Annotated in this window: 22 protein-coding genes and 1 pseudogene; 13 read left to right on the top strand and 10 right to left on the bottom strand. The window is 64.0% G+C overall.

The features are described 5' to 3' along the window. Positions 1-32: 32 nt before the first annotated feature. The 4 genes and pseudogenes from AX735_RS26925 to AX735_RS14060 form a co-directional block, all read left to right on the top strand. A pseudogene (locus tag AX735_RS26925) lies at positions 33-176 on the top strand (hypothetical protein); the annotation flags it as partial. A 6-nt stretch (positions 177-182) separates the two neighbouring features. Then, positions 183-383, top strand: coding sequence for a hypothetical protein (locus AX735_RS14070; protein ID WP_066281473.1), 201 nt, complete (start codon positions 183-185; stop codon positions 381-383). Further along, positions 383-1,264, top strand: a complete 882-nt coding sequence (locus AX735_RS14065) for an OmpA family protein (protein ID WP_066281469.1) — start codon at positions 383-385, stop codon at positions 1,262-1,264. The genes AX735_RS14070 and AX735_RS14065 overlap by 1 nt, the downstream gene beginning before the upstream one ends. A 7-nt stretch (positions 1,265-1,271) precedes the next feature. Then, positions 1,272-2,855 carry a caspase family protein gene (locus AX735_RS14060; protein ID WP_137775437.1) on the top strand — a complete coding sequence of 528 codons (1,584 nt, stop codon included), beginning with the start codon at positions 1,272-1,274 and terminating at the stop codon, positions 2,853-2,855. Positions 2,856-2,900: 45 nt separating this feature from the next. Here AX735_RS14060 and AX735_RS14055 read toward each other — a convergent pair whose 3' ends face one another. From AX735_RS14055 to AX735_RS14040, 4 genes are read right to left on the bottom strand one after another with little or no spacing between them, the layout of a single operon-like run. Further along, entirely contained in the window at positions 2,901-3,941 is a 1,041-nt protein-coding gene (locus AX735_RS14055) for an alcohol dehydrogenase family protein (protein WP_066281457.1), read from the bottom strand. Positions 3,942-3,962: 21 nt separating this feature from the next. Further along, positions 3,963-5,189 (bottom strand): acyl-CoA dehydrogenase family protein, encoded by a 1,227-nt coding sequence (locus AX735_RS14050; RefSeq protein ID WP_066281455.1) that lies wholly within the window; start codon positions 5,187-5,189, stop codon positions 3,963-3,965. Positions 5,190-5,203: 14 nt separating this feature from the next. After that, the gene (locus tag AX735_RS14045; protein WP_066281454.1) at positions 5,204-5,941 is read right to left on the bottom strand and encodes an SDR family NAD(P)-dependent oxidoreductase; all 738 of its coding nucleotides are present in this window, start codon (positions 5,939-5,941) and stop codon (positions 5,204-5,206) included. Between the two features lie 10 nt (positions 5,942-5,951). Next, positions 5,952-6,980 (bottom strand): phosphotransferase family protein, encoded by a 1,029-nt coding sequence (locus AX735_RS14040; RefSeq protein ID WP_066281448.1) that lies wholly within the window; start codon positions 6,978-6,980, stop codon positions 5,952-5,954. A 71-nt stretch (positions 6,981-7,051) separates the two neighbouring features. Between AX735_RS14040 and AX735_RS14035 the strand changes: the two genes are divergently transcribed. After that, the gene (locus tag AX735_RS14035) at positions 7,052-7,687 is read left to right on the top strand and encodes a TetR/AcrR family transcriptional regulator (RefSeq protein ID WP_066281486.1); all 636 of its coding nucleotides are present in this window, start codon (positions 7,052-7,054) and stop codon (positions 7,685-7,687) included. Here the strand turns inward: AX735_RS14035 and AX735_RS14030 are convergent. Together AX735_RS14030 and AX735_RS14025 are read right to left on the bottom strand one after the other, a co-directional pair. Next, positions 7,674-8,393, bottom strand: a complete 720-nt coding sequence (locus tag AX735_RS14030) for an anti-sigma factor (protein ID WP_066281445.1) — start codon at positions 8,391-8,393, stop codon at positions 7,674-7,676. The genes AX735_RS14035 and AX735_RS14030 overlap by 14 nt on opposite strands. After that, positions 8,390-8,833, bottom strand: coding sequence for an RNA polymerase sigma factor (locus AX735_RS14025; RefSeq protein WP_066281480.1), 444 nt, complete (start codon positions 8,831-8,833; stop codon positions 8,390-8,392). The genes AX735_RS14030 and AX735_RS14025 overlap by 4 nt, the downstream gene beginning before the upstream one ends. A 127-nt stretch (positions 8,834-8,960) precedes the next feature. Between AX735_RS14025 and AX735_RS14020 the strand changes: the two genes are divergently transcribed. The 7 genes from AX735_RS14020 (at position 8,961) to AX735_RS13995 (ending at position 18,253) form a co-directional block, all read left to right on the top strand. After that, positions 8,961-10,232, top strand: a complete 1,272-nt coding sequence (locus AX735_RS14020) for a S8 family serine peptidase (RefSeq protein WP_231750126.1) — start codon at positions 8,961-8,963, stop codon at positions 10,230-10,232. Positions 10,233-10,331: 99 nt separating this feature from the next. Continuing rightward, a complete protein-coding gene (locus tag AX735_RS14015) occupies positions 10,332-11,168 on the top strand; it encodes a hypothetical protein (RefSeq protein ID WP_066281442.1) in 837 nt (278 codons plus the stop codon). 234 nt (positions 11,169-11,402) lie between these two features. Beyond that, positions 11,403-11,747: a hypothetical protein gene (locus AX735_RS14010; protein WP_066281437.1), complete on the top strand. Its 345-nt coding sequence runs from the start codon at positions 11,403-11,405 to the stop codon at positions 11,745-11,747. A 173-nt stretch (positions 11,748-11,920) separates the two neighbouring features. Continuing rightward, a complete protein-coding gene (locus AX735_RS26385) occupies positions 11,921-15,031 on the top strand; it encodes a GAF domain-containing protein (RefSeq protein WP_066281435.1) in 3,111 nt (1,036 codons plus the stop codon). 269 nt (positions 15,032-15,300) lie between these two features. Then, positions 15,301-15,444, top strand: coding sequence for a hypothetical protein (locus tag AX735_RS25220; RefSeq protein ID WP_156447511.1), 144 nt, complete (start codon positions 15,301-15,303; stop codon positions 15,442-15,444). 328 nt (positions 15,445-15,772) lie between these two features. Then, positions 15,773-16,435 (top strand): lasso peptide biosynthesis B2 protein, encoded by a 663-nt coding sequence (locus AX735_RS14000; protein WP_066281434.1) that lies wholly within the window; start codon positions 15,773-15,775, stop codon positions 16,433-16,435. Then, complete coding sequence (locus tag AX735_RS13995; RefSeq protein WP_137775436.1) at positions 16,436-18,253, top strand: asparagine synthase-related protein; 1,818 nt, start codon at positions 16,436-16,438, stop codon at positions 18,251-18,253. It begins immediately after the preceding gene. A 115-nt stretch (positions 18,254-18,368) separates the two neighbouring features. On the opposite strand, the gene AX735_RS13990 is transcribed toward AX735_RS13995, so the two are convergent. The 4 genes from AX735_RS13990 to AX735_RS13975 form a co-directional block, all read right to left on the bottom strand. Beyond that, a complete protein-coding gene (locus AX735_RS13990; RefSeq protein ID WP_066281428.1) occupies positions 18,369-18,695 on the bottom strand; it encodes a VOC family protein in 327 nt (108 codons plus the stop codon). A 77-nt stretch (positions 18,696-18,772) separates the two neighbouring features. Continuing rightward, complete coding sequence (locus AX735_RS13985) at positions 18,773-19,477, bottom strand: SDR family oxidoreductase (protein ID WP_231750125.1); 705 nt, start codon at positions 19,475-19,477, stop codon at positions 18,773-18,775. A 103-nt stretch (positions 19,478-19,580) separates the two neighbouring features. Further along, on the bottom strand, positions 19,581-20,147 hold the full coding sequence (locus AX735_RS13980) for a DUF1826 domain-containing protein (protein WP_066281420.1): 567 nt from the start codon (positions 20,145-20,147) through the stop codon (positions 19,581-19,583). A 3-nt stretch (positions 20,148-20,150) separates the two neighbouring features. Then, on the bottom strand, positions 20,151-21,386 hold the full coding sequence (locus AX735_RS13975; RefSeq protein ID WP_066281413.1) for a GTP-binding protein: 1,236 nt from the start codon (positions 21,384-21,386) through the stop codon (positions 20,151-20,153). A gap of 80 nt (positions 21,387-21,466) precedes the next feature. Here AX735_RS13975 and AX735_RS13970 point away from each other — a divergent pair, with 80 nt between their 5' ends. After that, positions 21,467-21,883, top strand: coding sequence for a MerC domain-containing protein (locus AX735_RS13970; RefSeq protein ID WP_137775434.1), 417 nt, complete (start codon positions 21,467-21,469; stop codon positions 21,881-21,883). Positions 21,884-22,114 lie beyond the last annotated feature (231 nt).

The raw sequence follows: 22,114 nt of genomic DNA, 5'->3' as shown, positions 1-22,114 counted from the left end.
GGAGATGTGTATAAGAGACAGCCAATAACGACCTGATCCTCATATTTCCCAATCCCCGCTCGAAAGTCAGCAACAAGTCGGGTCTGATTCGCGCCAATGCCCCGCTGCGCATTCCGGACGCCACTTACGGGTTCGAGCTTGTCGCGAGCGAACCCAGGGGCCGCGGCAGGCTGCTGGCAGTCGTGGCCAGCGACCTCGAGGCCTTTCTCGATGCACAGGTGCGGGCGGACATGGCTCCGCAATCCGATCCCGCTGCAACCATGCGTTCGCTCGATGGCCTGCTCGCGCGGCTGGGAGCTCCAATCGGCGATGGCGGCGCGCGAGGCGCCCAGGGCCAGGGCGGCGAATGGGCGCTGGGATTTGCCGATTATGAGGTGAGGTGATGTTCCGTTCCTGTGCCTTGACCGCCATGCTGATGGCAACGCCCGTACAGGCTCAGGACTGCACGGCGATCGGCGATCAGGCACGCATCGCGGCGACGGCTCTCGATGAAGCGGCGCTGACTGCAACTTATGCGGCTGCCGACCGGTGCGATCCGGCGCTCAAGACATGGATCGGGCAGCGCCTGGCTGCGGCGATGTACAACCGGGCGATGAAAGGCTCCCCGGTCGACGAGGCGGCGCTGGAGCAGTCGCTCCGCTATGGGCGGCCCTGGCAGACGCTGGCCACGCTGGGCGATATTGCGGCAGGTCGGCGCGACTTTGCCAAAGCGGCTGCGCGCTATCAGGACGCGCTGATCGAAATCGCAGATGAGGTCGCAACGCCCAGAAGGCCTGGCGACGCCATTTTGGTGGCGCTGCGATCCAAGGCGGAGGAGGCGGCGCTCCTGTCTCCCACCTATGTCAAAAGCGCGCGGACGCGATCGGGCCAGCAGGTCGGACTGTCTGCCGACTCGCTGCGGGGCGTGACGTTCAGGCCTGCCGCGCTGCCGGTTCAGTTCGTCTTCGACAGCACCGAATTGACCACAAAGGGGCAGGACGCTCTCGTGGATCTGGTGTCATTGCTTGCGAACGACTCCGCTAAGGGGCGCGAGATCATCCTTGTCGGTCACACCGATGCCAAGGGTGACGCCGACTATAATCTTCGATTGTCGCAGAGCCGCGCCATGGTCGTGAAGGAATATCTGCTGAAGAACGGTTATCGCGGCACCATTCGTGCCGAGGGGCGTGGTGAAGAGCAGCCCTATGAGCCCGATGACAAGAGCGCCTATTCCGAAGCCGAGCGCGATCAGATGTCGCGTCGTGTCGAACTGATCCGCAGATAGCGTGCAGATGACCCGCTTTCTGCTGCTTGCGCTGACGCCGGTTCTCGCCGCGCTCGCCACCAGCCAGCCAGCGCGTGCCAAAACCGTTCACGCGCTTGTCATCGGTATAGACCAGTATGACACCCTCAGCGACCTGAATGGCGCCGTCAACGACGCTCGCATCATTGCCGAGGCTTTGAACAAGAGAAATGCTGACGAGGTCGTGCTGCTGCTCGATGGCGCGGCCACGCGCGAACGCATATTTGCGGAAGCGAGGCGCCTGGCTGAGGCCGCGGCAAGGCAATCGGGATGGCTGATCATCACCTATGCCGGGCATGGCGGCCAGGAGACCGAACGCATAGCCGGCGACGAGGAAGATGGCCTCGATGAGGTTTTCCTGCTTTCGGGCTTCAATACCAAAGGCAAGCAAAGCGGGCAGCGGATCGTCGATAACGAGATATTTGCGCTGCTGTCGGCGGTTCCCAAGGGCGTGAACGTCCTGTTCGTCGCGGATTCCTGCCATAGCGGCACCATGACCCGCGATGCTGATCCCCGGGTGGGTCTGCTATCGCGACGGTTTGCCAATTACGGCCCGATCGAAAATGATGCGCTGCCTCCACTGCCGGTCGCCACCAAAGGAATGGAGACGACCGAGCTGGAGCACGTGATCTTCGTTGCCGGAGCCAAGGACAGCGAGGCCGTGCAAGAGGTGTTCATCGACGGCGTTCCGCATGGCGCTGTCAGCTATTTCCTCTCTCGGTCAATCCTCGGCGACATCGATGGCAACGGAAGGGGCGCCTCGACAATGGCAGAGTTTCGGCAAATGCTGGTACTCGCCGCAGACATGGCCAACGAGCAGCGCCAGGGCGCGAGTGTCAATTTCCTTCCCGGCAGGGGAGGCGAGCCCTGGGTCTTTGCCACACGCCCGAAATCGACCGAAGCTGCGGCGCGCGTGGTGCCGGCAGAGCTGACATTGGCGATCATCGGCGATGGGGTTGCGCCCGCCGGGGTCAAGCTGGTGCAAGACCGCCAGCAAGCGATGCTGATCTGGGACGTCGCGCGCGGCCAGGTCGTCGCCAACGGTCTGGGAGACCAGGTCGCCGAGAAGGACGCCAGAACTGGCGATGCAGTTTTCATTGCCGGTGTCACGGACAAGTGGCGGGCGCTGCCGGGTTTCAGGGCGCTGGCGACCTCGCATCCGCTCGCGGTCACGATAGGGCAGGACGGTGCGCAGAAGCGCTTTGCCAGCGGCCGCGTGCCAATCGGATTCGGTGGCAACAGGTCCGATACGCTCAAATATCTCACCGCATTCAATATCGCAGGCGACGGCACCATCCAGTCGCTGTTTCCCAGACGGTCCCGTCCGGCCGAGGGCGAGGCGTTGTCGCCGGACTTCGTCGTGCAGATGGAGGCTGGCGTTCAGCCGCCGTTCGGCGCAGACCATATCATCGCGATCGCCACCGCCGCGCGTCCCGATCAGCTGCGCCAGCGGCTGGCGACACTGGAGGGCAAGCGTGCGGCAGGTGAAGCCCTGGCGATGGTTCAGGCGAGCCTGTCGGGATCGGATTACGCGCTTGGAATTGCAGGTCTTTATACCGGCCCGCTGCCTTGAGGGGCGCGTCGATCTTCGTGCAGACGCCACCGTGTGCATCGCCGTCTAGTCGGGCGTCAGCACCATCTTCAGCGCGCCGGCGTCGCGCGCGTCGAACAGGGCATAGGCCTCGGCCCCCGCGCTCAAGGGCAGGCGGTGGCTGATATATTTTTCCGGCCTGAGGCGCCCCGACTGGACCAGCGGGAACAGCGTCGGCAGTTCCTCGGGCACCGAGCATGTGCCGGCACGGAAGGTCAGGCCCGCCGCGAAAAAGCGTTCGAGCGGAAAGGCATAGCGCCGCGACTGCTGCACCCCGATGACCGACACGGTGCCGCGCGCGCGGACGAGGCGCAGCGCCAGATCGACCGTCTCGTCGCGTCCGACCACCTCGATCGCGCAATCGAGCTTGCGGCCCTTTGTGGCCTCGCGGATGGTGTCGATCGCCATGTCGGGGGACAGCGCAATGGCCCCTGCCGCCTCGGCCAGAGCGCGGCGCTCGGCGATGGGATCGATCGCGTATACGACATGCGCGCCCATGACAAAGGCGCTTTCGACCGCCATCAGGCCGATCGGCCCCAGCCCGATCACCGCGACGCTGCTGCCCGGCACGATATCGGCATTGCGCGCGCCGAACCAGGCGGTCGCGAGCGCGTCGGTCATCAGCAGCGCCTGTTCCTCCGACACGCCCTCGGGGATCAGCACCGCGTTGACGTCGGCGGCGGGCACGCGCACCGCTTCGGCCTGCGAGCCCTGCAGCTTTGCCGACAGGCCATAGCACGAGCCCATGCCATATTCGCACAGGTTGACCACCCCGGCGAGGCAATGGCGGCACGATCCGCAGCCGACGGCGGCAGGGATCATCACCTTGTCCCCCACCTTGAGCCGCGACACGCCGCGTCCGGTTTCGACGACCTCGCCCACCGCCTCATGCCCGACGCAGAAGCCGATATCCTCCGAAAAGCCGTGGCCGTGATAGATGTGGAGATCGCTGCCGCAGATCGCGCAGGCCGAGACCTTCACGATCGCATCGCGCTCCGATTGCGGCACCGGGTCGTCCATGCTCTCGTAGCGGATGTCGTGCGCGCCGTAATAGCGTAGGGCCTTCATAAGCTTGCCTCCCCCTGGTGTTCAGCGCCGGTTCGCGGCGACATATTCGGCGATCTTCTGCTTGCCGAGCTGCGCCATGTGCACCTCTTCGGGGCCGTCGGTAATCCGGACATAGCGGTTGAGCGTGAAGAAATACGCGATCGGCGTGTCCTCGCTGACGCCCATGCCGCCATGCGCCTGGATCGCGCGGTCGGCGACGGTCTGGGCCATGGTCGGCGCGACCACCTTGATCGCGGCGATCAGGTCCTTCGCCTGCTTGTTGCCATAGCGGTCCATGGCGTCGGCCGCCTTCAGCGTCAGCAGCCGCGCCATCTCGATCTCGCAGAAGCTCCTCGCCACGTCCTGCCGGATGCTGCTCTGATCAGCGAGTTTCCTTCCGAAGGCAACGCGGCTGTCGACGCGGCATGCCATGTGTTCGAGCGCGCGCTGCGCCTGGCCGATAGAGCGCATGCAATGATGGATGCGGCCGGGACCCAGGCGTCCCTGCGCGATCTCGAACCCGCGGCCTTCGCCCAGGATCAGATTCTCCTTCGGCACGCGGACATTGTCGAAGCGGAGCTCGGATTCGCCGCCCGGCGAATTGTACGAGCCGAAGACGGTCTGGTGGCGGACGACCGTCACGCCGGGCGTGTCGCGCGGGACGAGGATCTGCGAATGCTGCGCATGGCGCGGCGCGTCGAAATCGGTCTTGCCCATCACGATGAAGATCTCGCAGCGCGGGTGCATCGCGTTCGATATCCACCATTTGCGGCCATTGATGATATAGTCGTCGCCATCGGGGATGATCGACAGTTCGAGATTGGTGGCGTCGGACGAGGCGACCTGCGGCTCGGTCATGACATAGGCCGAGCGGATCTCGCCGTTGAGCAGCGGCTTCAGCCATTTGTCCTGCTGCTGGGGCGAGCCGAACTTGGCGAGCACCTCCATGTTGCCGGTATCGGGCGCGGAGCAGTTGAACACCTGGCTCGACCAGGGAACGCGGCCCATCAGCTCGGCGAGCGGCGCATATTCGAGATTGGTGAGGCCCGGGGAGAATTCGCCATATTCGTGCGGCAGGAAGAGGTTCCACAGCCCCTGAGCGCGCGCCTTGTCCTTCAGCGCCTCCATCCCCGGCCATTCCTGCCAGCGGTTGTTCTGGTCGTGGACGAAGTCGTAATAGGCCTGCTCGTTCGGATAGACATGCTCGTCCATGAACGCCTCGATTTGCGCGATCAGCCCGGCGACCTTGTCGCTATATTCGAAGTTCATGTGTCTGCCTTTCGTTACAGGGAGAGCCCGCCATCGACGATGAGCGTGTGGCCGGTGACATAGGAAGCGAGCGGCGAGGCGAGGAAGATCGCAGCGCCCGCCATGTCCTTAGGCGTGCCCATCCGCCTTTGCGGGATCTGCGCGAGCGCGCCTTGCAGCCGCTCGGCATTCTGTGTGGTGACCTTGGTCAGCTTGGTATCGACCAGCCCGGGTGCGAGCCCGTTGACGCGGATGCCATCGGCGGCGAAGGCCTGGCCGAGTGTCTTGGTGAGGCTGATCGCCCCCGCCTTGGATGCGGCATAGGCGGGATTGCCGATATTGGCCTTCAGCCCCGAAATCGAGCTGACGATGACGATCGATCCGTTCGCCTGCGACAACTGTGCGCGGAACTTGCGCGATATGTGCATCAGGCTGTCGAGATTGACCGCCATCACCCGGTCCCAGCCTTCGCGCTCGAATTCGCCGCGGCGATAGACCACGGTGCCCTGGCACATGATCAGCACATCGAGGCTATCGAATGGCAGATCTGCCGCCTCGATCGCATCGGGATTACCGACATCGACACAGCTATAGCCCAGTCCGGCGAGATCGGATCCGTCCGCCGGATCATAGTCGCTCGCCGACGGGCGGGTACCCCAGACATGCACCTCGGCGCCGCGCGCGCGAAAGGCGCGTGCGATGCCGTTGCCGATGCCACTCGACCCGCCGACGACCAGCACCTTGCGGCCCGTGAAATCGGTATCGTCTATCATGGCTGCTCCTTCATCTGATGCGGCGCAGCGCGCGTTCGAACAGGTCGATTGTATGCGCGTGCAGGCGATCGCCGGTGTCCTTCGGCGCCTTGCCGGCGCAGGCGCGCGCGTGCGTGCCCTCGAGGATGATCCCGAGCTTGAAGCAGGCGAGCACGACGTACCAGTCGAGTGCCGACAGATCGCGCCCGCTCGTCTCGGCATAATGCGCCACCAGTTCGTCTGGGCTCGCAAACCCCTCCCATGGCGTGATGGCGACATCGGTGGCGCGCGGCGCATCGTCCTCGGGCCAGGTCGCGAGCAGCCAGCCCAGATCGAGCAGCGGATCGCCGATCGTGCTCAATTCCCAGTCGACCACTGCCGCCAGGTTACCGCTGTCGGGACGCACCATCACATTGGCCAGGTGAAAATCGCCATGGATGATGCCGGGGTGGCAATCCGCAGGTCGATGGGCATCGAGCCAACTCGCGACGCGATCGACGCCGGGGATCGCGCCGGGGCCGGGCCAGCCGGGAAGATCGGCATAGCCGGCAAGCTGCGCCCTCCAGCGCCCGACCTGTCGTTCGAGATAGTTGTCGGGCTTGCCGAAGCCGTCGAGCCCGACCGCGCGATAGTCGATCGCGCCGAGCGCGGCGATCGCCTCGACCATCGACAGCCCGATCCGGTGGCGCGCATCGGCGTCGTTCGCGTGCAATTCCGGCAGGCCCTCGGTCGGATTGAACCCCTCGACTGGCTCCATCAGATAGAAGGCGACGCCCAGCACCTCCTCGTCGCTACAGGCCGCGATCAATCGCGGATGCGGCACCGCACTGCCATCAAGCGCCGCGAGCACGCGCGCCTCGCGCCGCATCGTGTCGTTCGAATTGGCGCGAGGCACCGGCGGAGGCCTTCGCAGTACATAGGCCGCGTCACCCCGGCGAAAACGCATCAGGATGTTCTGCGTCCCGCCCGACAGCAGCCGCGCTTCGGCGATCGGCCCGGTCCCGACCCCTTGGGCGTCCATCCAGCCTTCCAGCGCCGCGAGGTTTATGCCCTCGATCATCCGCTACCTCTCCGTTATCCATATGGATAAATGCATTTGACGCATCAAGCTGTCAATGGCAAATGCAGGGCATGGCCCGTGACCCGTCGACCGCGCAATCTCCGGCGCCGCAGCATCTGAAGGCGGTGGCGCTCAAGCTTTTTGCCGAACGCGGGATCGATGGCGTCACCGTGCGGCAGATTGCCGAGGCGGCAGGGCAGAAGAACCATGCCGCGATCACCTATCATTTCGGGTCGAAAGAGGCGCTGATCCGGCAGCTTGTCGTCGATGGCGCGCAGGCGATCGATGCGCGCCGCAATGCCGCGCTGGATCGTGCCAAGGCCGCGGGCGGCCCGCACAGCGTGCTCGAGGTGATGGAGATCCTGGTCGAGACGTCGATCGACCCCGACCCTCCGTCCTGGGGAGAATGCTACAACCGCTTCGTGGTTGGGCTCCAGCTCTCGAACCGCGCATTGTTCATGGACGCGCTCGAGGGGCGCTGGAACTCGGGCTATCAGCGCTGTCTGGAAGAGGTTCGGCGGCTGATGGCGCATTGCCCAAGCGAGCTGCTCAACCAGCGCCTCGTCTTCATGGGCGGGGCGATCGGCGGAATATTGGCGGGGCGCGAAACCGAGCTGTCAGATCGCTCGCGCGAACACCCGATGTGGTCGCATCCCGAGACACTGCCCCGCGTCGCGCGGGCGCTGGCATCGATCATCGAAGGTTGAGCCAGCTAGCGGCGCGCGCACTTCGCTCCGCCTGCGCATCCATCGCTCCGTCTTTCGCCATCTCCTGCGCGACGGCAAGAATGTCCGCGTCGCTGCCCGCCTGCCGGTATTCGCGGTCCGCTTCCGGCGACCCGGCGAAACGCCTGGTCACTTTCCAGCCCGTTCCGTCACGACAGGCGATGCCGCCATCGGCGGTGCTGCGCCATGCGCGACAGACCGAACCATCTCTGGCCTGGAAACTGAGCAGAATGCGCGGATCGGCGTTGGTCGGCTGCTCCGCCACGAGCCGGGACTCGAGCACGGTCGCGAGCGCGCTATCCGCATAACCCGCTGGCTGTGAACCCTGCCAGGGCTGCCAGATCGCGAGCACCAGCGATGCCGCCAGGGCGGGGCCTGCCACCGGCAACCAGCGCCGCACCATCGGGGCAAGACTGCGTCTGGCGCGCGCCTGCGCCATGCTCACGACCTCGCCCGAGCCTGTCTCGGCATGCGCGGATTGCGCGATCAGGGTCAGCAGCCGATCGGGGACCGGTTCTGCGGCGATGGGCGCATAGCGGGCCGCTAGCAGGCCCTTGAGCCTGCGATGCCGCTCGAGCTGCGCTGCCAATTCGGGATCGGCCGCGATCGCGGCTTCCACCCGACGCCTCTCGTCTGCGCCTAGCTCGCCATCGGCAAAGGCGGCGATCATTTCGGGCGTCACGGTCATGCCGCATCCTCCAGCAGGTCCATCAGCGCGTCGCGACCGCGCACCAGGCGCGAGTTGAGCGTGCCGACAGGACAGCCGACAATCTCGGCCGCCTCCTTGTAGGAACAGCCTTCGACCATCACCAGCAGGACCGCTTCACGTTGTTCGTCGGGAAGGCGCAGCATGGCCCGGTCGATCATCGCGAGTTCGACCGTCGCCTCCTGGCCGCCTTCGGCACCGATCGCGAGCCCTGCCTCGTCTGGCACGAAGGTTTCGCGGCGGCGCCGGGTGGCGCGGATTTCGTCGATGAACAGGTTGCGCATGATCTTGTATATCCAGCTATCGAGGCGCGTTCCCCGCTGCCACTGGTCGCGACGCGCCAGCGCCCGTTCGATCGCCATCTGGCACAGATCGTCGGCATCCGCCGATGCCCCGGTCAGGCCATAGGCGAACCGCCGCATTCGCGGCAGCAGGTCGACGAGCAGGGTCTCGAACGTTTGTGTCAGGGTCCAGGCCTTTCTGATGGATGAAACGGCTGGCCTCGTGCGTTTCATCCATGGTTAAGCGAAAAAATCGGACGGAAACGAAATGCGCATCCCCGCCATGATCCTGAGCATGCTGACCTGCGGCGCGCTGCTTGCGGCAACACCGCTGTTTGCGCAGTTGCAAACGCCGCTGGGCAATGTCGGGTTGCCTGGCATCGGGCGCGGGGTCGGCGACCTTCTCGACACGGCCGGAAATGGGATCGACGGAATGGGCAGGCTGGCCCAGCGCGAGGCTGACCGGCTGCTGCAGTTGCGCGACCGGCGATTCACCCAGCTGCTGCGGCAGAACCGCGATCTGGTCGAACGTGACATGCGCGGCGATCTGGCGCGGCGCGGCGAGATCCTGGTCACCGCTCCGACCGAAGGCGCGATGGATGCCCTCCGGCGCGCGGGTTTTTCGGTGATCGCCGAGGAACAGATCGAGGGCCTCGATCTCGCGATCGTGCGGCTGCGCGTTCCGGCTGGTCTCAGCCTCGCCAGGGCCGAAGCGCTGGCGCGCAAGGCCGCGCCCGAGGCCGAGATCGCTGTGGACAATCTGCACTCGCAATCGGGTTCGCTCGGCCGGCAGAGTTCGGCTCTGCCCAGCTCCGCGCTGCTGGCGGCAACCGCAGGAGCGCCGGTCGATACGCCCATCGGCATCATCGATGGTGCACCGGGGCCATCCTTTCGCCTGATGGCCATCAAGGGCTTTGCCAAAGGGGCCCCGCTGGCCTCCGATCATGGCAGCGCGATCGTCAGCCTGCTGCGCAATGAAGGCGCAGGCCGGCTGTGGGTGGCGGATGTCTATGGCAGCGACCCCGCCGGAGGCAACGCGCTGGCCATCGTCCGGGCACTTGGCTGGCTGGCGAGCAGTGGCTGCAAGCTGGTCACGATCAGCCTGGTCGGCCCGCGCAATGCCGTGCTCGAACGCGCGATCCGGCAGGCGCAGCGACGCGGCATCGTCATCGTTGCAGCGGTGGGCAATGACGGGCCGGCTGCGCCGCCTGCCTATCCCGCATCCTATGACGCTGTCGTGGCGGTGACCGGAGTGGACCGGAAGGGGCGCGCGCTGATCGAGGCGGGGCGGGCACTGCATGTCGATTATGCCGCGCCCGGGGCAGAGGTTTACGCGATGAATGCCCGGGGCAGGCCGGTCATCCTGCGCGGCACATCGTTCGCCACGCCGCTGGTCGCCATCAGACTTGCCGATGCGCTGGCCAGGCACGGCGACTGGCAGGCGAGGCTTGATCGGGAAGCGCGCGATCTGGGGCCCAGGGGTGAAGACAGACGTTTCGGGCGCGGTCTTTTGTGCGAACAATGCGCCCGCAAGCCGTGAACTTTCAGGCTAGGCCGTGAATTAAACAGGCCAGGTGATCCGTTGTCCTTTCAGACGGGCAGGCAGTGATGCCCGCGTTCAAGCTGAAAGGAACCCATCATGAAGAAGATTCTGATTGCCGCCGCGACGGTCGCGTTCATCCCGGCTGCCGCCCAGGCGCAACTGCTCGGCGGTGGCGGACTTGGCGGCGCATTGGGTGGAACTCTGGGCAGTACATTGGGCGGTACGCTCGGGGGAGGGATCGAACGCCCGGTCAGCGGCTCGCTCGAGCGGACCACGCGCACCGTACGCGGTTCGGCCGAGGCCAATGGCTCGACCAGCGGCACGCAATCGGTCGATGTGCGGCGCGGTACCGTCTCGGCTCAGCGCAGCGCGAACGGCTCGGTCCTGGCCTCGACCGCCAGCCTGGCCGATATCGTGGTGCCGCCCGCCGGCACGATGACCGAGGCGCAAGGCTCCGGCACGGCGAGCGGCCAGGGCAGCGCGCAGGCCCGGCTGATCGGCACGGACGCCCTGACCGGCGCGGTTGCCCCCATCGCACAGGGAACGCGCGCCCGCGCTGGCGAGGCTGTTTCAAGCGTGCGGGGGGTGACAATGCCTGCCGGAGCGACCGCGGCGGGAAGCGGCGCTGGCTCTGCAAGCGGATCGCTGCTGGCCAGTCCGCTGGCCGTTGCGGGCAGCGCGGCAGCGGCTGGCGACGGTGCTGCCATGGTCAGCCGCGGCATGCCGGTCACGCTGGCCGACGGATCATCGCTCGGCAAGGTGAAGGAAGTCGTCGCGAACAGCCGGGGCGAGGTCGAGCAGATCGTGGTGAAACAGGGCAATGTCACACGCTCGCTGCCGGCCGGCATGTTCTCGGCCTCTGGCAATGCGCTGGTTCTGGCCGAGACCGGCAGCACAGCGGCTGCGCCAGAAGCGGCGGAGCCTTCGGAATGATCGGCTTGTCCTGAAGCCAAACCCAGCTGCGGTGTGCTGCTCGCTGCCTGTGCGGCCAGCAAACCGCTGCCTCCTCGAGGCGGACGTCTCCCGGCGTCCGCCTTCCTTTTTCTGACCCATCGCCGCTCGGTGCGCGGCCGAAAGAATCTGCACCATCGACGGATTAAACCGGATCTGCCGATCGTTTTCCTTTTGACCGCTTGCCATGGCGGTACTCAGCAAAGGGAGAATAGCATGATCAAATTTGTCACGACGTCGATCGCCTTTCTGGGCTTCGCTGCCGCAGCCACGGCAGCGGTCCCGATGCTGCAGGAGGAACAGGTCGCCCGCGCCGAGGAAGCGCGCATCATCACCTTACCGATCGCGGGGATCGAGAACCGGCTGTGGTTCGATTATCGCATCAACGTCACCGAGGCGCAGAAGGAGCTGGGCAGCGACCTGCGCCGGGCGACCGATATCGAGGATCGCCGCGACGCCTGGGAAGAATATGCCGTTGAGCTGAAGCACGAACGGGTGCACTATATCGAGGAAATGGCCGAACGCGGCTATCGCATGGGCAATGCGATCATCGTCGATTGATGGTTTGCAGCGGGAAGGGATCGCACACGGTGGCGATCCCTTCCCTTTGCCGCCCTGGGCCGGAATGAGGAACTGATCGACCGCTTCCGAGTTGGCTGGAGATATTTCTTTCACTTACGGAATTCAGGCGTGCCCCTTATCTCCCTGCGATCGCTCACCTGCATGATCAGCCAATGACGCATGCCGAACAGGCGCAACTCGACGCCGCCCGCATTGCCGCCGCGATCGACGGAAGCGATGCAAATACCGATCCCTTCATTGCTGCCGTGCGCGCCACGCGCATGCCCATGGTCATCACCGACCCTCGCCAGCCCGACAATCCGATCGTGTTCGTCAACGATGCCTTCTGCCGGCTTGCCGGCTATGAGCGCGACGAAATCATCGGGCGCAATTGCCGCTTTCTGCAGGGCGCGGACACGGACCGGGAAGCTGTCGCGCGGCTGCGTCAAGCACTGGAGGATGTGCGGCCGATCGAGCTGGATCTGCTCAACTATCGCAAGGACGGCGAGCCGTTCTGGAACCGTTTGCTGATTGCGCCGGTCAGGGATGCCGCCGGCGAGCTCGCCTATTTCTTCGCCAGCCAGCTCGACGTGACGCTCGAACGCGAGCGGCTGGCCAATCTTGAAAGCAGCAATGCGGCGCTGGTCTCCGAACTCGCGGGCCGCCTGCGCGAGCAGAAGGCGAGTGACGCCGAACTGCGCTTCACGCTGGAAGCGGGAAGGTTCGGCGCCTGGAGCCTGACATCGCCCGAAATGACACTGGAGACCTCGCCGGCCTTCCGCGTCAATTTCGGATTCCGCGATGATCAGCCGCTCAGCTATGACGATCTTCTGGCCGCGGTGCATGCCGATGACCGCGAGTTCGTGCGCCAGAGCCTGGCCTCCAGCATCGAGCGCCGCATGGATTGCGATATCGAGTGCAAGGTTCAGACGCTGCAGGGCGAGATCCGCCGGGTGGCCTTGCGCGGAAGGCCGACCGTTCATTCCGATGGCCGGTACGCAAAGCTCACCGGCATTTCGCTCGACATCACCGACAGGGTGCGTGCCGAACGGATGCGCCAGGGCCTGATCGCGCTGTCGGATGCGTTTCGCGATCTCGACAATGGCGCCGATATCTCGTTCGCGGCAGCGCAGATCCTGGGCGAAACGCTGGATGTCGATCGCGCCGGCTATGGCACGGTCGATCCGGTGGCCGAAACGATCACCATCGAAAAGGACTGGAATGCGCCGAGTGTCGCCAGCCTGGCAGGCACGCTCAATTTTCGCGACTATGGCACCTATATTGACGACCTGGTCAGGGGCGAGACGGTCTGGTTCGAGAATGCGGAAACCGATCCGCGCACCATCGCCACCGCCGACGCGCTGAAAGCGATCACCGCTCAGGCTGTCGTCAACATGCCGGTGATGGAGCAGGGCGTGATGGTCGCGCTCTTCTATCTGAATCATGGTACGCCGCGCAGCTGGCGCGAAGACGAGATCGATTTCGTGCGCGAGGTCGCCGCTCGCACGCGCATTGCCGTGGAGCGGCGACGGGCGGAGCTCGCCTTGCGGGTCGCCAATCAAAGGCTGACCTTTCTCGATTCGGTCGGAAGGGCAGCCACGGAAGCAGGTGACGCGGATGCGGTCATGGCGATCACCACCTGGATGGTGGGCGAGCATATGGGCGTCACCAGCTGCGCCTATGCTTATCTGGACGACGACCAGGACGGGTTCACCATTCGCGGCGATTGGGCGGCGCCGGGGCTGGAGAGCATCATCGGACGCTACAGCCTTGCCCTGTTCGGCAAACGTGCCGTGCGGGAACTGCGCGCCGGGCGCCCCCTGGTCATTCAGGATATCGTGGCCGAGCTTGCGCCTGAGGAAGCCGCGACCTTTCAGCAGATCGGGATCGGCGCGACCATCTGCATGCCGCTGATCCGCGAGGGGCGGCTGGTCGCGCTGATGGCCATCCATGACGGGGCGCCGCGCGCGTGGAGCGAGGACGAGCTTGCGCTGATCCGCGACGTTGCCGACCGGTCATGGGCCCATATCGAGCGCGCCCGCGCCGAAGCCGAGCTTCGCGATCTCAACATCACGCTCGAGGCGCGGGTGGAAGAGCGCACCGGGCAGTTGCTGCGGACCGAGGAGGCGCTGCGTCAGGCGCAGAAGATGGAGGCTGTGGGCCAGCTGACCGGAGGGCTGGCGCATGACTTCAACAATCTGCTCGCGGCGATCGGCGGCAGCCTTGAAATGATTCAGGCGCGAATCGCCCAGGGGCGTTTCGATACCCTCGATCGCTATGCCCATGCGGCGCAGGGGGCGGTAAAGCGGGCCGCAGCCCTGACGCACAGGCTGCTCGCGTTTTCGCGGCGTCAGACGCTCGACCCCCGGACCGTCGACGTCAACCGGCTGGTGTCCGGCATGGAAGAGCTGGTGCGGCGCACCGTCGGCCCGCAGGTGCAGCTCGAGATTGTCGAGGCCAGCAGCCTATGGACGACCCATATCGATGCGCACCAGCTCGAAAACGCGCTGCTCAACCTGTGCATCAATGCGCGCGATGCCATGCCCGAGGGTGGTCGGCTGACCATCGAGACCGCGAACAAGTGGTTCGATGATCGGTCGGCTGCAGAACAGGACTTGAAACCGGGCCAGTATATCTCTCTGTGTGTCACCGATACCGGCACGGGAATGACGCGCGACGTGATCGCCAAGGCCTTCGATCCGTTCTTCACGACCAAGCCCTTGGGGCAGGGAACGGGACTGGGGCTGTCGATGATCTATGGCTTTGTCCGCCAGTCGGGCGGTCAGGTGCGCGTCTATTCGGAGATCGGACAAGGCACCACGATGTGCCTGTACCTGCCTCGCCATCATGCAGATCTGGATGCCGAGTTGACGACGCCCGAACCTGGACCGGCGCTGCCGGCGAGCCTGGGGGAAACGGTGCTGGTCATCGATGACGAGCCGACGGTGCGGATGCTGGTGGGCGAGGTGCTGGCCGAAGGCGGCTATGCCACCATCGAGGCATCGGACGGGCCGTCGGGTCTGCGCATTCTCGAATCCGATACGCGGATCGACCTGCTGATTACCGATGTCGGCTTGCCCGGCGGGCTCAATGGTCGCCAGGTGGCCGACGCAGCGCGCATGCTGCGACCCGAGCTCAAGGTGCTGTTCATCACCGGCTATGCGGAAAATTCGGCGATCCGCCAGGGCCAGCTCGACCGCGACATGTCGATCATGACCAAGCCTTTCCAACTGGACGCGCTCGCGATCAAAATTCGCGAAATCCTGAGGGTCAATGGAGATTGATCGACGCGACGCGTCGCGGGTTTGCCAAACTCGTCCCAAAAATCGGCCCTGATTCGGCGACGAGTATCGATCTGCAATTTATTTATTGCGACTGTGCGCCGCAAGCATCGGGGTGCGCGGTTCCCGAGGGAATTCTGATCTTTTTGCGACTAATCTTGAATAAAGATTCATCCGAAATGGCTGTGATATTCATCGTGTTGACAAGCTATTGAGTAAGAGACAGATTTTGTAATCGGGTGTAAGCCCGATTCGCAAAATGGAGTTCAGAGATGTTCAAGAAGACTAATATTAAAGTCGGATCGAAGGCATCGAGCCGCGTCGTGGATCTTGGCCGCGCCAGCAAGCTGACCAAGGGCGGTTTCGGATGGGCGCTTGAAGGCTGGACGTTCCTAGGCTCGACCGACTGGAGGTAATGCCACTTGCCGCCTTCTTGGCTATCGTTTGCGTCAAGGGTCGCGTCGAGAAGGCGGCATTTTATCGAAGCCAGCAACGTCCTGCTTCCTGATGGCGGGAGGATCCGTAGTGGATGTCGATTGCCTGTCCTTCTCAAGGGGCGCGGAGCAGACCATCTGCCACGCATCCGCTTCTGGCCTTGCACCTGTCGTGGATCAAGAATTCAACCATGGCGCAGTCATCGCTTCTGCCATGCGACAGCATTTCATGAAATTCTAAGGAGCACAGGCATTGCAGGCCTGCTTCACTCTACCAGCAAATGTCCACCTGGCATTTTGTGACCGCTGCATGATTTTCTTCGATGCGACAGCCGACCGATATTCCTTCCTGTCGAGTGAAGACGCCGAGCTGATCATGCCGCTCATCGCGATCGAGCAGGACGGTCCGGTCGCTGGATTATCCACACCCCCGCCCACGCCCGCGCCCGCAGAGGCACTTGCCGTTGCTGCCGATCTTCAGGCGCAGGGGCTGCTGGTTGCAGGGCTCGGTGGCAAACGCTTCCAAAGATGGCTTTACACACAGCCTCTCAAGGAACTGCCCAGGCGCATAGGCCCGCGATCCGATCTTCTTGCCTTCCGCGATGTTTTGCGCCTGCTCTGGTGCGCGACTGCGGCCAAGGCGATGTTGAAGGCACTTACCCTCGACGCGATCATCGCGCGGGTCGGGCGATGGAAGCGAGAGGCTCCCCCTTGCGCCGACTGGCCCCGATTTGTGGACCAGCTGGAACTCTACAAGCGTATCCGCCCGCTGATCTACCGGAAGGGTGGCAATTGCCTGTTCGACACGCTCTGCATGATCCTGTTCTTCAAGGACCATCTATCGGAAATATCATGGAGATTTGGTGTCAGGCTTCGTCCCTTCCGGGCGCATGCCTGGCTCGAACGGGACAATGCATTGCTCGATGATGAGGCAGCTACCGTCCATGACTATGAAGTCATCATGGAGGTATAGGTGTACCGATACCTCGTGTTTTCGAGCCGCGGCGGCGAAGACTTGCCAGAATCCGACATCGCTGAAATCATGGACCGGCTTGGCGCCCGCAGCGCCGCGACCTGGCACAATCGCTATACCGATCGGACCATATCGATCTGGGATACGGGGGACCCCTCGGGGGCGTTCCGCACGTCGCTGTTCGAGCCGGGGGTCTTCATCCTCGGCCGAGTCATCAGCCGTTCCGGCGGCTATCCCGAATGGCGCGCGCGCTCCATTTGCGACGTTTCGGGCGTTTCAGGACTGCGGGCTCAGGCAAGATGGCTGTTCGAGAACATATGGGGGGCCTATGTCGCCATCGAATGCAATCCGGTCGATCATAGCCTGAGCCTTTTGCGTGACCCGAGCGGTGGCCTGCCTTGTCACCATATCCGCTGGAAGAACATGGACGTATTTTCGTCCAACGCCGATCTGTTCCGGACCTTTCCCGGCCAGACGTTCACGGTGGATTTCGGCTCTGTCGCAGCTGCAGCCCTTCTTCCCAACATTTGCAAGTCATCGACCGGCATCCTTGAAATAGGGACCGTCCTGCCGGGCGAGTTGTCGACGTTCGGGGCCGACCGCGAACGCCAATATATGTGGAATCCGGTGCATCTGGCCGGGGATCGTCTGGTGATCGGCCGCAGCGAGGCGGCAGCCATGCTGCGAGAAACACTGATCGGGGTAACCGGCGCCCTGGCACGACCTTATGCCAAGATCCTGCACAATCTGGGCGGCCTGGATTCCTCCATTCTGCTGGCTTGTCTGCAGGCGAGCCGGCCTGGAGATGCGCTGACCTGCGTCACGCACTTCAGTGACTCGCTCCGCGGCGATGAGCGCCATTATACCCGGGCCATGGCGGCGCATGCGGGTGCCGAATTGATCGAAACCCGGCTCGATCCTGCTCGCGTCGATCTGCCATCGCTGGATCGACAGGAATTGGGCGCGTCTCCGTCGAGTGTGTTCGATTGCCTGCAAATGGCCGGAAATCTTCATGGCATAGCGGCCGAGCGCGACGTCGACGCTTTCACTTATGGGTTTGGCGGCGACATCGTCCTGTACAATATGCCCGGCGTCTATCCGGCGCTTGATTATGTCGCCCAGAAGCAGCCCTTCGCCAGGCTTCCACGGATACTGCTCGATGCAGCCCAATGCAGCGGCTGGTCGATGCGAGAGACAGTCTTCCGGCTCTTTTCAGAGATGGCCGCGCCAGCCGACTGCACCTGCTATGTTCTCAACCTGATACCTCCCATGCCCAGGATGCCCTTTCTGAACCCGGACGTGGCAAAACTCGATGACGCCATCGCGAGGATCCACCCGACCTTGGTGGCGCCGGCGGATTTCCCCAAGGGCAAATATCTGCAGATCGCAACTTCCGCCTATCTCAACATCGACTATCATCTCTCGGTGCAGGGCCAGCGCGAAATCGACCGGCTGTGTCCTTTGCTTGCCCAGCCCTTTCTCGAGCTCTGCTACAGGTTGCCGACCTGGCAGCAGATTGACGGCGGGATCGACCGGAGCCTGGCGCGATCTGCGTTCAGAGACCTCCTGCCGGATCACATTGTCGGAAGGGTGAGCAAAAGCGTTCCCGAGGGCATTTACGACCAGGTGTTCATTCGCAACCGGGACATGATCAGCGCGCGGCTTATGGACGGGCGTCTTGTCAGCAATGCGATAGTGAACAGGACGTATCTGGAAGACGCACTGCACAGCGCAGATGCTCTGTCCGTCTCGTCGCTCTCGACGATACTCCAGCTCTACGATTGGGAGATTTGGGCTGACCGTTGGTCGGCCTCGTGAATGCCCATCGGGCACGGCTGGGGATCGACTGCCGCCAGTTCGCGGCTTCCCATCACACGCGCGTCACCGTGATTGGCTGGAAACGAGTACGATGCGAGGCTTGGCTGGTGCAGCTTCAGCCAGGGCTGCGAAGAACCTCGATGACGTTGTCGTTATTGTCATGGAAGAAAAAGCCCTGCTCGTCGTTCTCTCCGATGTCGAGGATGATCCGGACATCATGATCCTCCAATCTCTTGCGAAGCCGATCGTAATGGCGCGTCTGAAAGCTGAGATGCTTGTTGCCCAGAGTCTCCAGGTCCCGGCGGGGATCGCGGCGTTCGTCCGGCAGCGGCTTGGGGGCGGGTACCTGGAACAGCTCGATGCGCAGGGCGCCCCGCTGCAGGAACATCGCCTTGATGTTTCCGGGCAGGTCGAAACGGCGTTCGATCGAAAAGTCCAGCATCGTTCAATACCAATCAGCCGCTGCATCGATATCCGGGACCGACAGGGCGAAATGATGGAATGAAAGGTCCTCGCGCATCACGACGCTGTCCAGCCGCCGTCGATGATCATGTGTGTTCCGGTCATCATGGCGGATGCATCTGACGCGAGGAATAGCGCGGCCCCCATCAGATCCTCGATCTGGCCAAGCCGACCAAGGGGTATCTTGGCAAGCACGCTCTCCAGAAACGCTCGGTCTTCAAAGAACGGCCTGGTCATCGCCGTCTCGATGAAGGTAGGGCATAACGTGTTCGACCGGATGCCATGCGGGGCCAGGTCGAGGGCCATCGCCTTGCTCATGCCTTCGAGCCCCCATTTCGAGGCGCAATAGATCGACCGCGAAGCGCCACCGACATGCCCCATCTGGCTGGAGACATGGATGAAACTTCCTTGGGTAGAGGTTTCGATCATCCGTCTGGCACAGGCCTGGGCCACGAAAAAGGCGGCCTTCAGGTTGAGATCGACGACCGCATCAAAATCTGGCTCTTCGACATCCCATAAGGGCATCGGGCGGTTTGTCCCGGCGTTGTTCAGCAGGATATGGAACGAATCCTGTTCGGCAAAGAACGCGCGAACCGCTGTTAGATCGGACACGTCCAGAACATGCGCGACGGCATTGTTGCCGATCTGCGCCGCGGCCGCTTCGATCTGGCTGGCCGAACGCGCGATGAGACAGACATGTGCTCCTACAGCGGCAAAGGCAGCGGCGCAGGCAAGCCCTATGCCGCGACCCGCGCCCGTCACGACAGCCCGCCGCCCGTCCAGCCGCAGGCTCGGGGTGGCCGGCACAGCGAGATGCGGCGCGCCTGGTCGGCAGCTGACGCTGCGCGAGCCAGCGGGGCGCTGATCAGCCCGCGCCGTGGCGCGCCGGGGTGTCGATGACCAGCACCAGCCTGCGTTCCCCACTGTCCTCGATCGGTGGCGAGCGATGCAGGCACGGCTTGTGGCCCGCACCGAACTCGTGCCCCTTGAACAGCGCCACCAATCCTGCCGAAATGCGCTGCAGCGGTCCGTCGGGATCGTCTTCGAGCGTATAGTCGGTACCCGGCCCCGCCAGGGTGCAGATGAGCCTGAGATCGGTGTAATCGGCATGCACCTTGCGACAGGCATTGCCGGTAACGCCCTCGAGCCGGACGCGAACCGTCTCGCATTGCATGAGCGAGGCGAAGCGGCTGGCAAGATCCTCGATGCATCGTGCGATACTGTCGGGCAGCGCTGGCAGGTCGGCCAGCAGCGCGTCGGGCCTTCCGGCCGCACGGTAGCCAAAGGGGGCGATATCCAGCAGCAGCTCGATATCGCCCCGCGGCAACAGCACCGCATCCTCGTCAATCACGATCCGGGTTTGGGGATGGTGGATCGCGTCCCAGCGCTGGTGGGCAGGGGCGCAGGGTTCGAGAAGGTTCAGCGCTGCCATGGCTCAGGCACTTTCCAGGATGCGGGCATGCTCGCCCCATTCGGGAAACGGATCGGGCAGGGTCTGCCAGCTCTCGGGCGTGTAGCCATCGGCGTCGACCAGGCATGCGTCGAGCGCTGCACGCAGCCGCGCCTCGTCCATGTCGATACCGATGAACACCAGCTCCTGCCGCCGGTCGCCCCAGATCCTGTCCCAGTTGTGCGCGACAAAATCCTCGAACTGGTTGTCGTGCGGCCACTGGTTCTTGGGGACCGAAGCCCACCACCGGCCGAGCCGCGCGGTCATCGTCTGCGATCCGGCCACCGCCAGTTCGCCGACCCAGGCGGGCCGCGTCGCCAGCCAGAAAAAGCCCTTGGCACGCACGACGCCCTCCAAGCCGTTGCCGGTCAGAAAATCGCAGAAGGGCTGCGGCGCGAACGGCTGGCGCGCGCGATATACGAAGCTTTCGATGCCATATTCCTCGCTCTCGGGGCGATGGCTGGCATAGCCGTAAAGCTCCTTGGCCCAGAGCGGATGTTCGGCGGCGCGATCGTCGTCGAACAGCCCGGTGCCCAGGATCTGGTCCAGCGCGACCTTCGATCGATCGGCGGTGATGATCCGCGCGTCGGCGTTGAGCGAGGCGCACAGCTTGGTGACGATGGCCAGGTGCTCGGGGCTGACATCGGATGCCTTGTTGACGATGATCACATCGGCAAATTCGATCTGCTCGACCAACAGGCCCACCAGACTGCGCGTGTCGTCCTCGCCCAGCGATTCGCCGCGATCGGCGAGGAATTCATGGCTGGAATAGTCGTTCAGCAGATTGACCGCATCGACCACCGTCACCATCGTATCGAGCGTCGCAACATCGCCGAGGCACGCGCCCGCCTCGTCGCGGAAGCTGAAGGTCGCGGCTACCGGCAGTGGCTCCGAAATGCCCGTGCTCTCGATCACCAGATAGTCGAACCGCCCCGCCTCGGCCAGCGCGCGCACCTCCTTGAGCAGGTCGTCGCGCAGCGTGCAGCAGATGCAGCCATTGGTCATCTCGACCAGTTCCTCGCTGGCGCGCGACAGCGCCGCCTCGCCGCCGCGCACCAGGGCGGCGTCGATATTGATCTCGGACATGTCGTTGACGATCACCGCGACGCGCAGACCTTCAACATTGGCAAGGATATGATTGAGCAGGGTCGTCTTGCCCGCACCCAGGAAACCCGACAGCACCGTGACAGGCAGTTTGCGGATCGAGGAGGCGAGGGGCATCGGGGACCTTTCCGGGGTTGTTATGATACGTTATATCATTATAGAGGAGGACCGAGCTGCACAAGTGGAGAAATGTGCTCATGTCCGAAAGCCGAAGGGTAACCCCCAGCCACGCGCCAAAGGCGGCGGATGTGGCGGAAGGGGCCGCCATCAGCGCTTCGCTGCTGTGTCTGGCGCATTGCCTGGTTCTGCCTTTGCTGCTCGCCTCGGCTCCCGCGCTCAGCCAGAGCCTGGCACTGCCCTTTGACCTGCATCTGTGGATCGTGCTGCTGGCCGGCCCCGTCAGCCTGTGGATATTGATTCGGGCGGCGTGGCAGCGACGTCACGGCATATTGCTGCTGGGGCTCTGCGGCCTCTCGCTGCTCATGGCCGCGCTGGTTCTGCCTGTCACCGAGCGCCAGGAAATCGTGATCAGCAGCATCGGCAGCCTTTCGCTGGCATTCGCGCACATCGCCAACTGGCTGGCGCGGCATCCCAGGTTGCTGGTGCACGGTTAGGGCCGCCGCCTGGCCGGTCCTTGCACGCACAAAGCCTTTGCCAATCGTTGCGGATATGTTGTAACATCTACCCGTCTTCAGCAAAGGGGTGTTCACATGCGGTTTGCGGCAGCAGCATTGGTCGGTCTTGGTGGGGGTCTGGCGACGGCAACGCCGGCGGCAGCCTGCGACATGGAGGGCTTTGGCGGCTATACCCGGATCAACCCCTTCGCCCAGCACGCAGCCTGGAAT

This window comes from Blastomonas sp. CCH1-A6 (genome assembly GCF_001556365.1).
Classification (GTDB): Bacteria; Pseudomonadota; Alphaproteobacteria; order Sphingomonadales; family Sphingomonadaceae; genus Blastomonas; species Blastomonas ursincola.
Note: the sequence above shows the minus strand (reverse complement) of the source record. Positions and strands in the feature narration are given on the sequence as shown.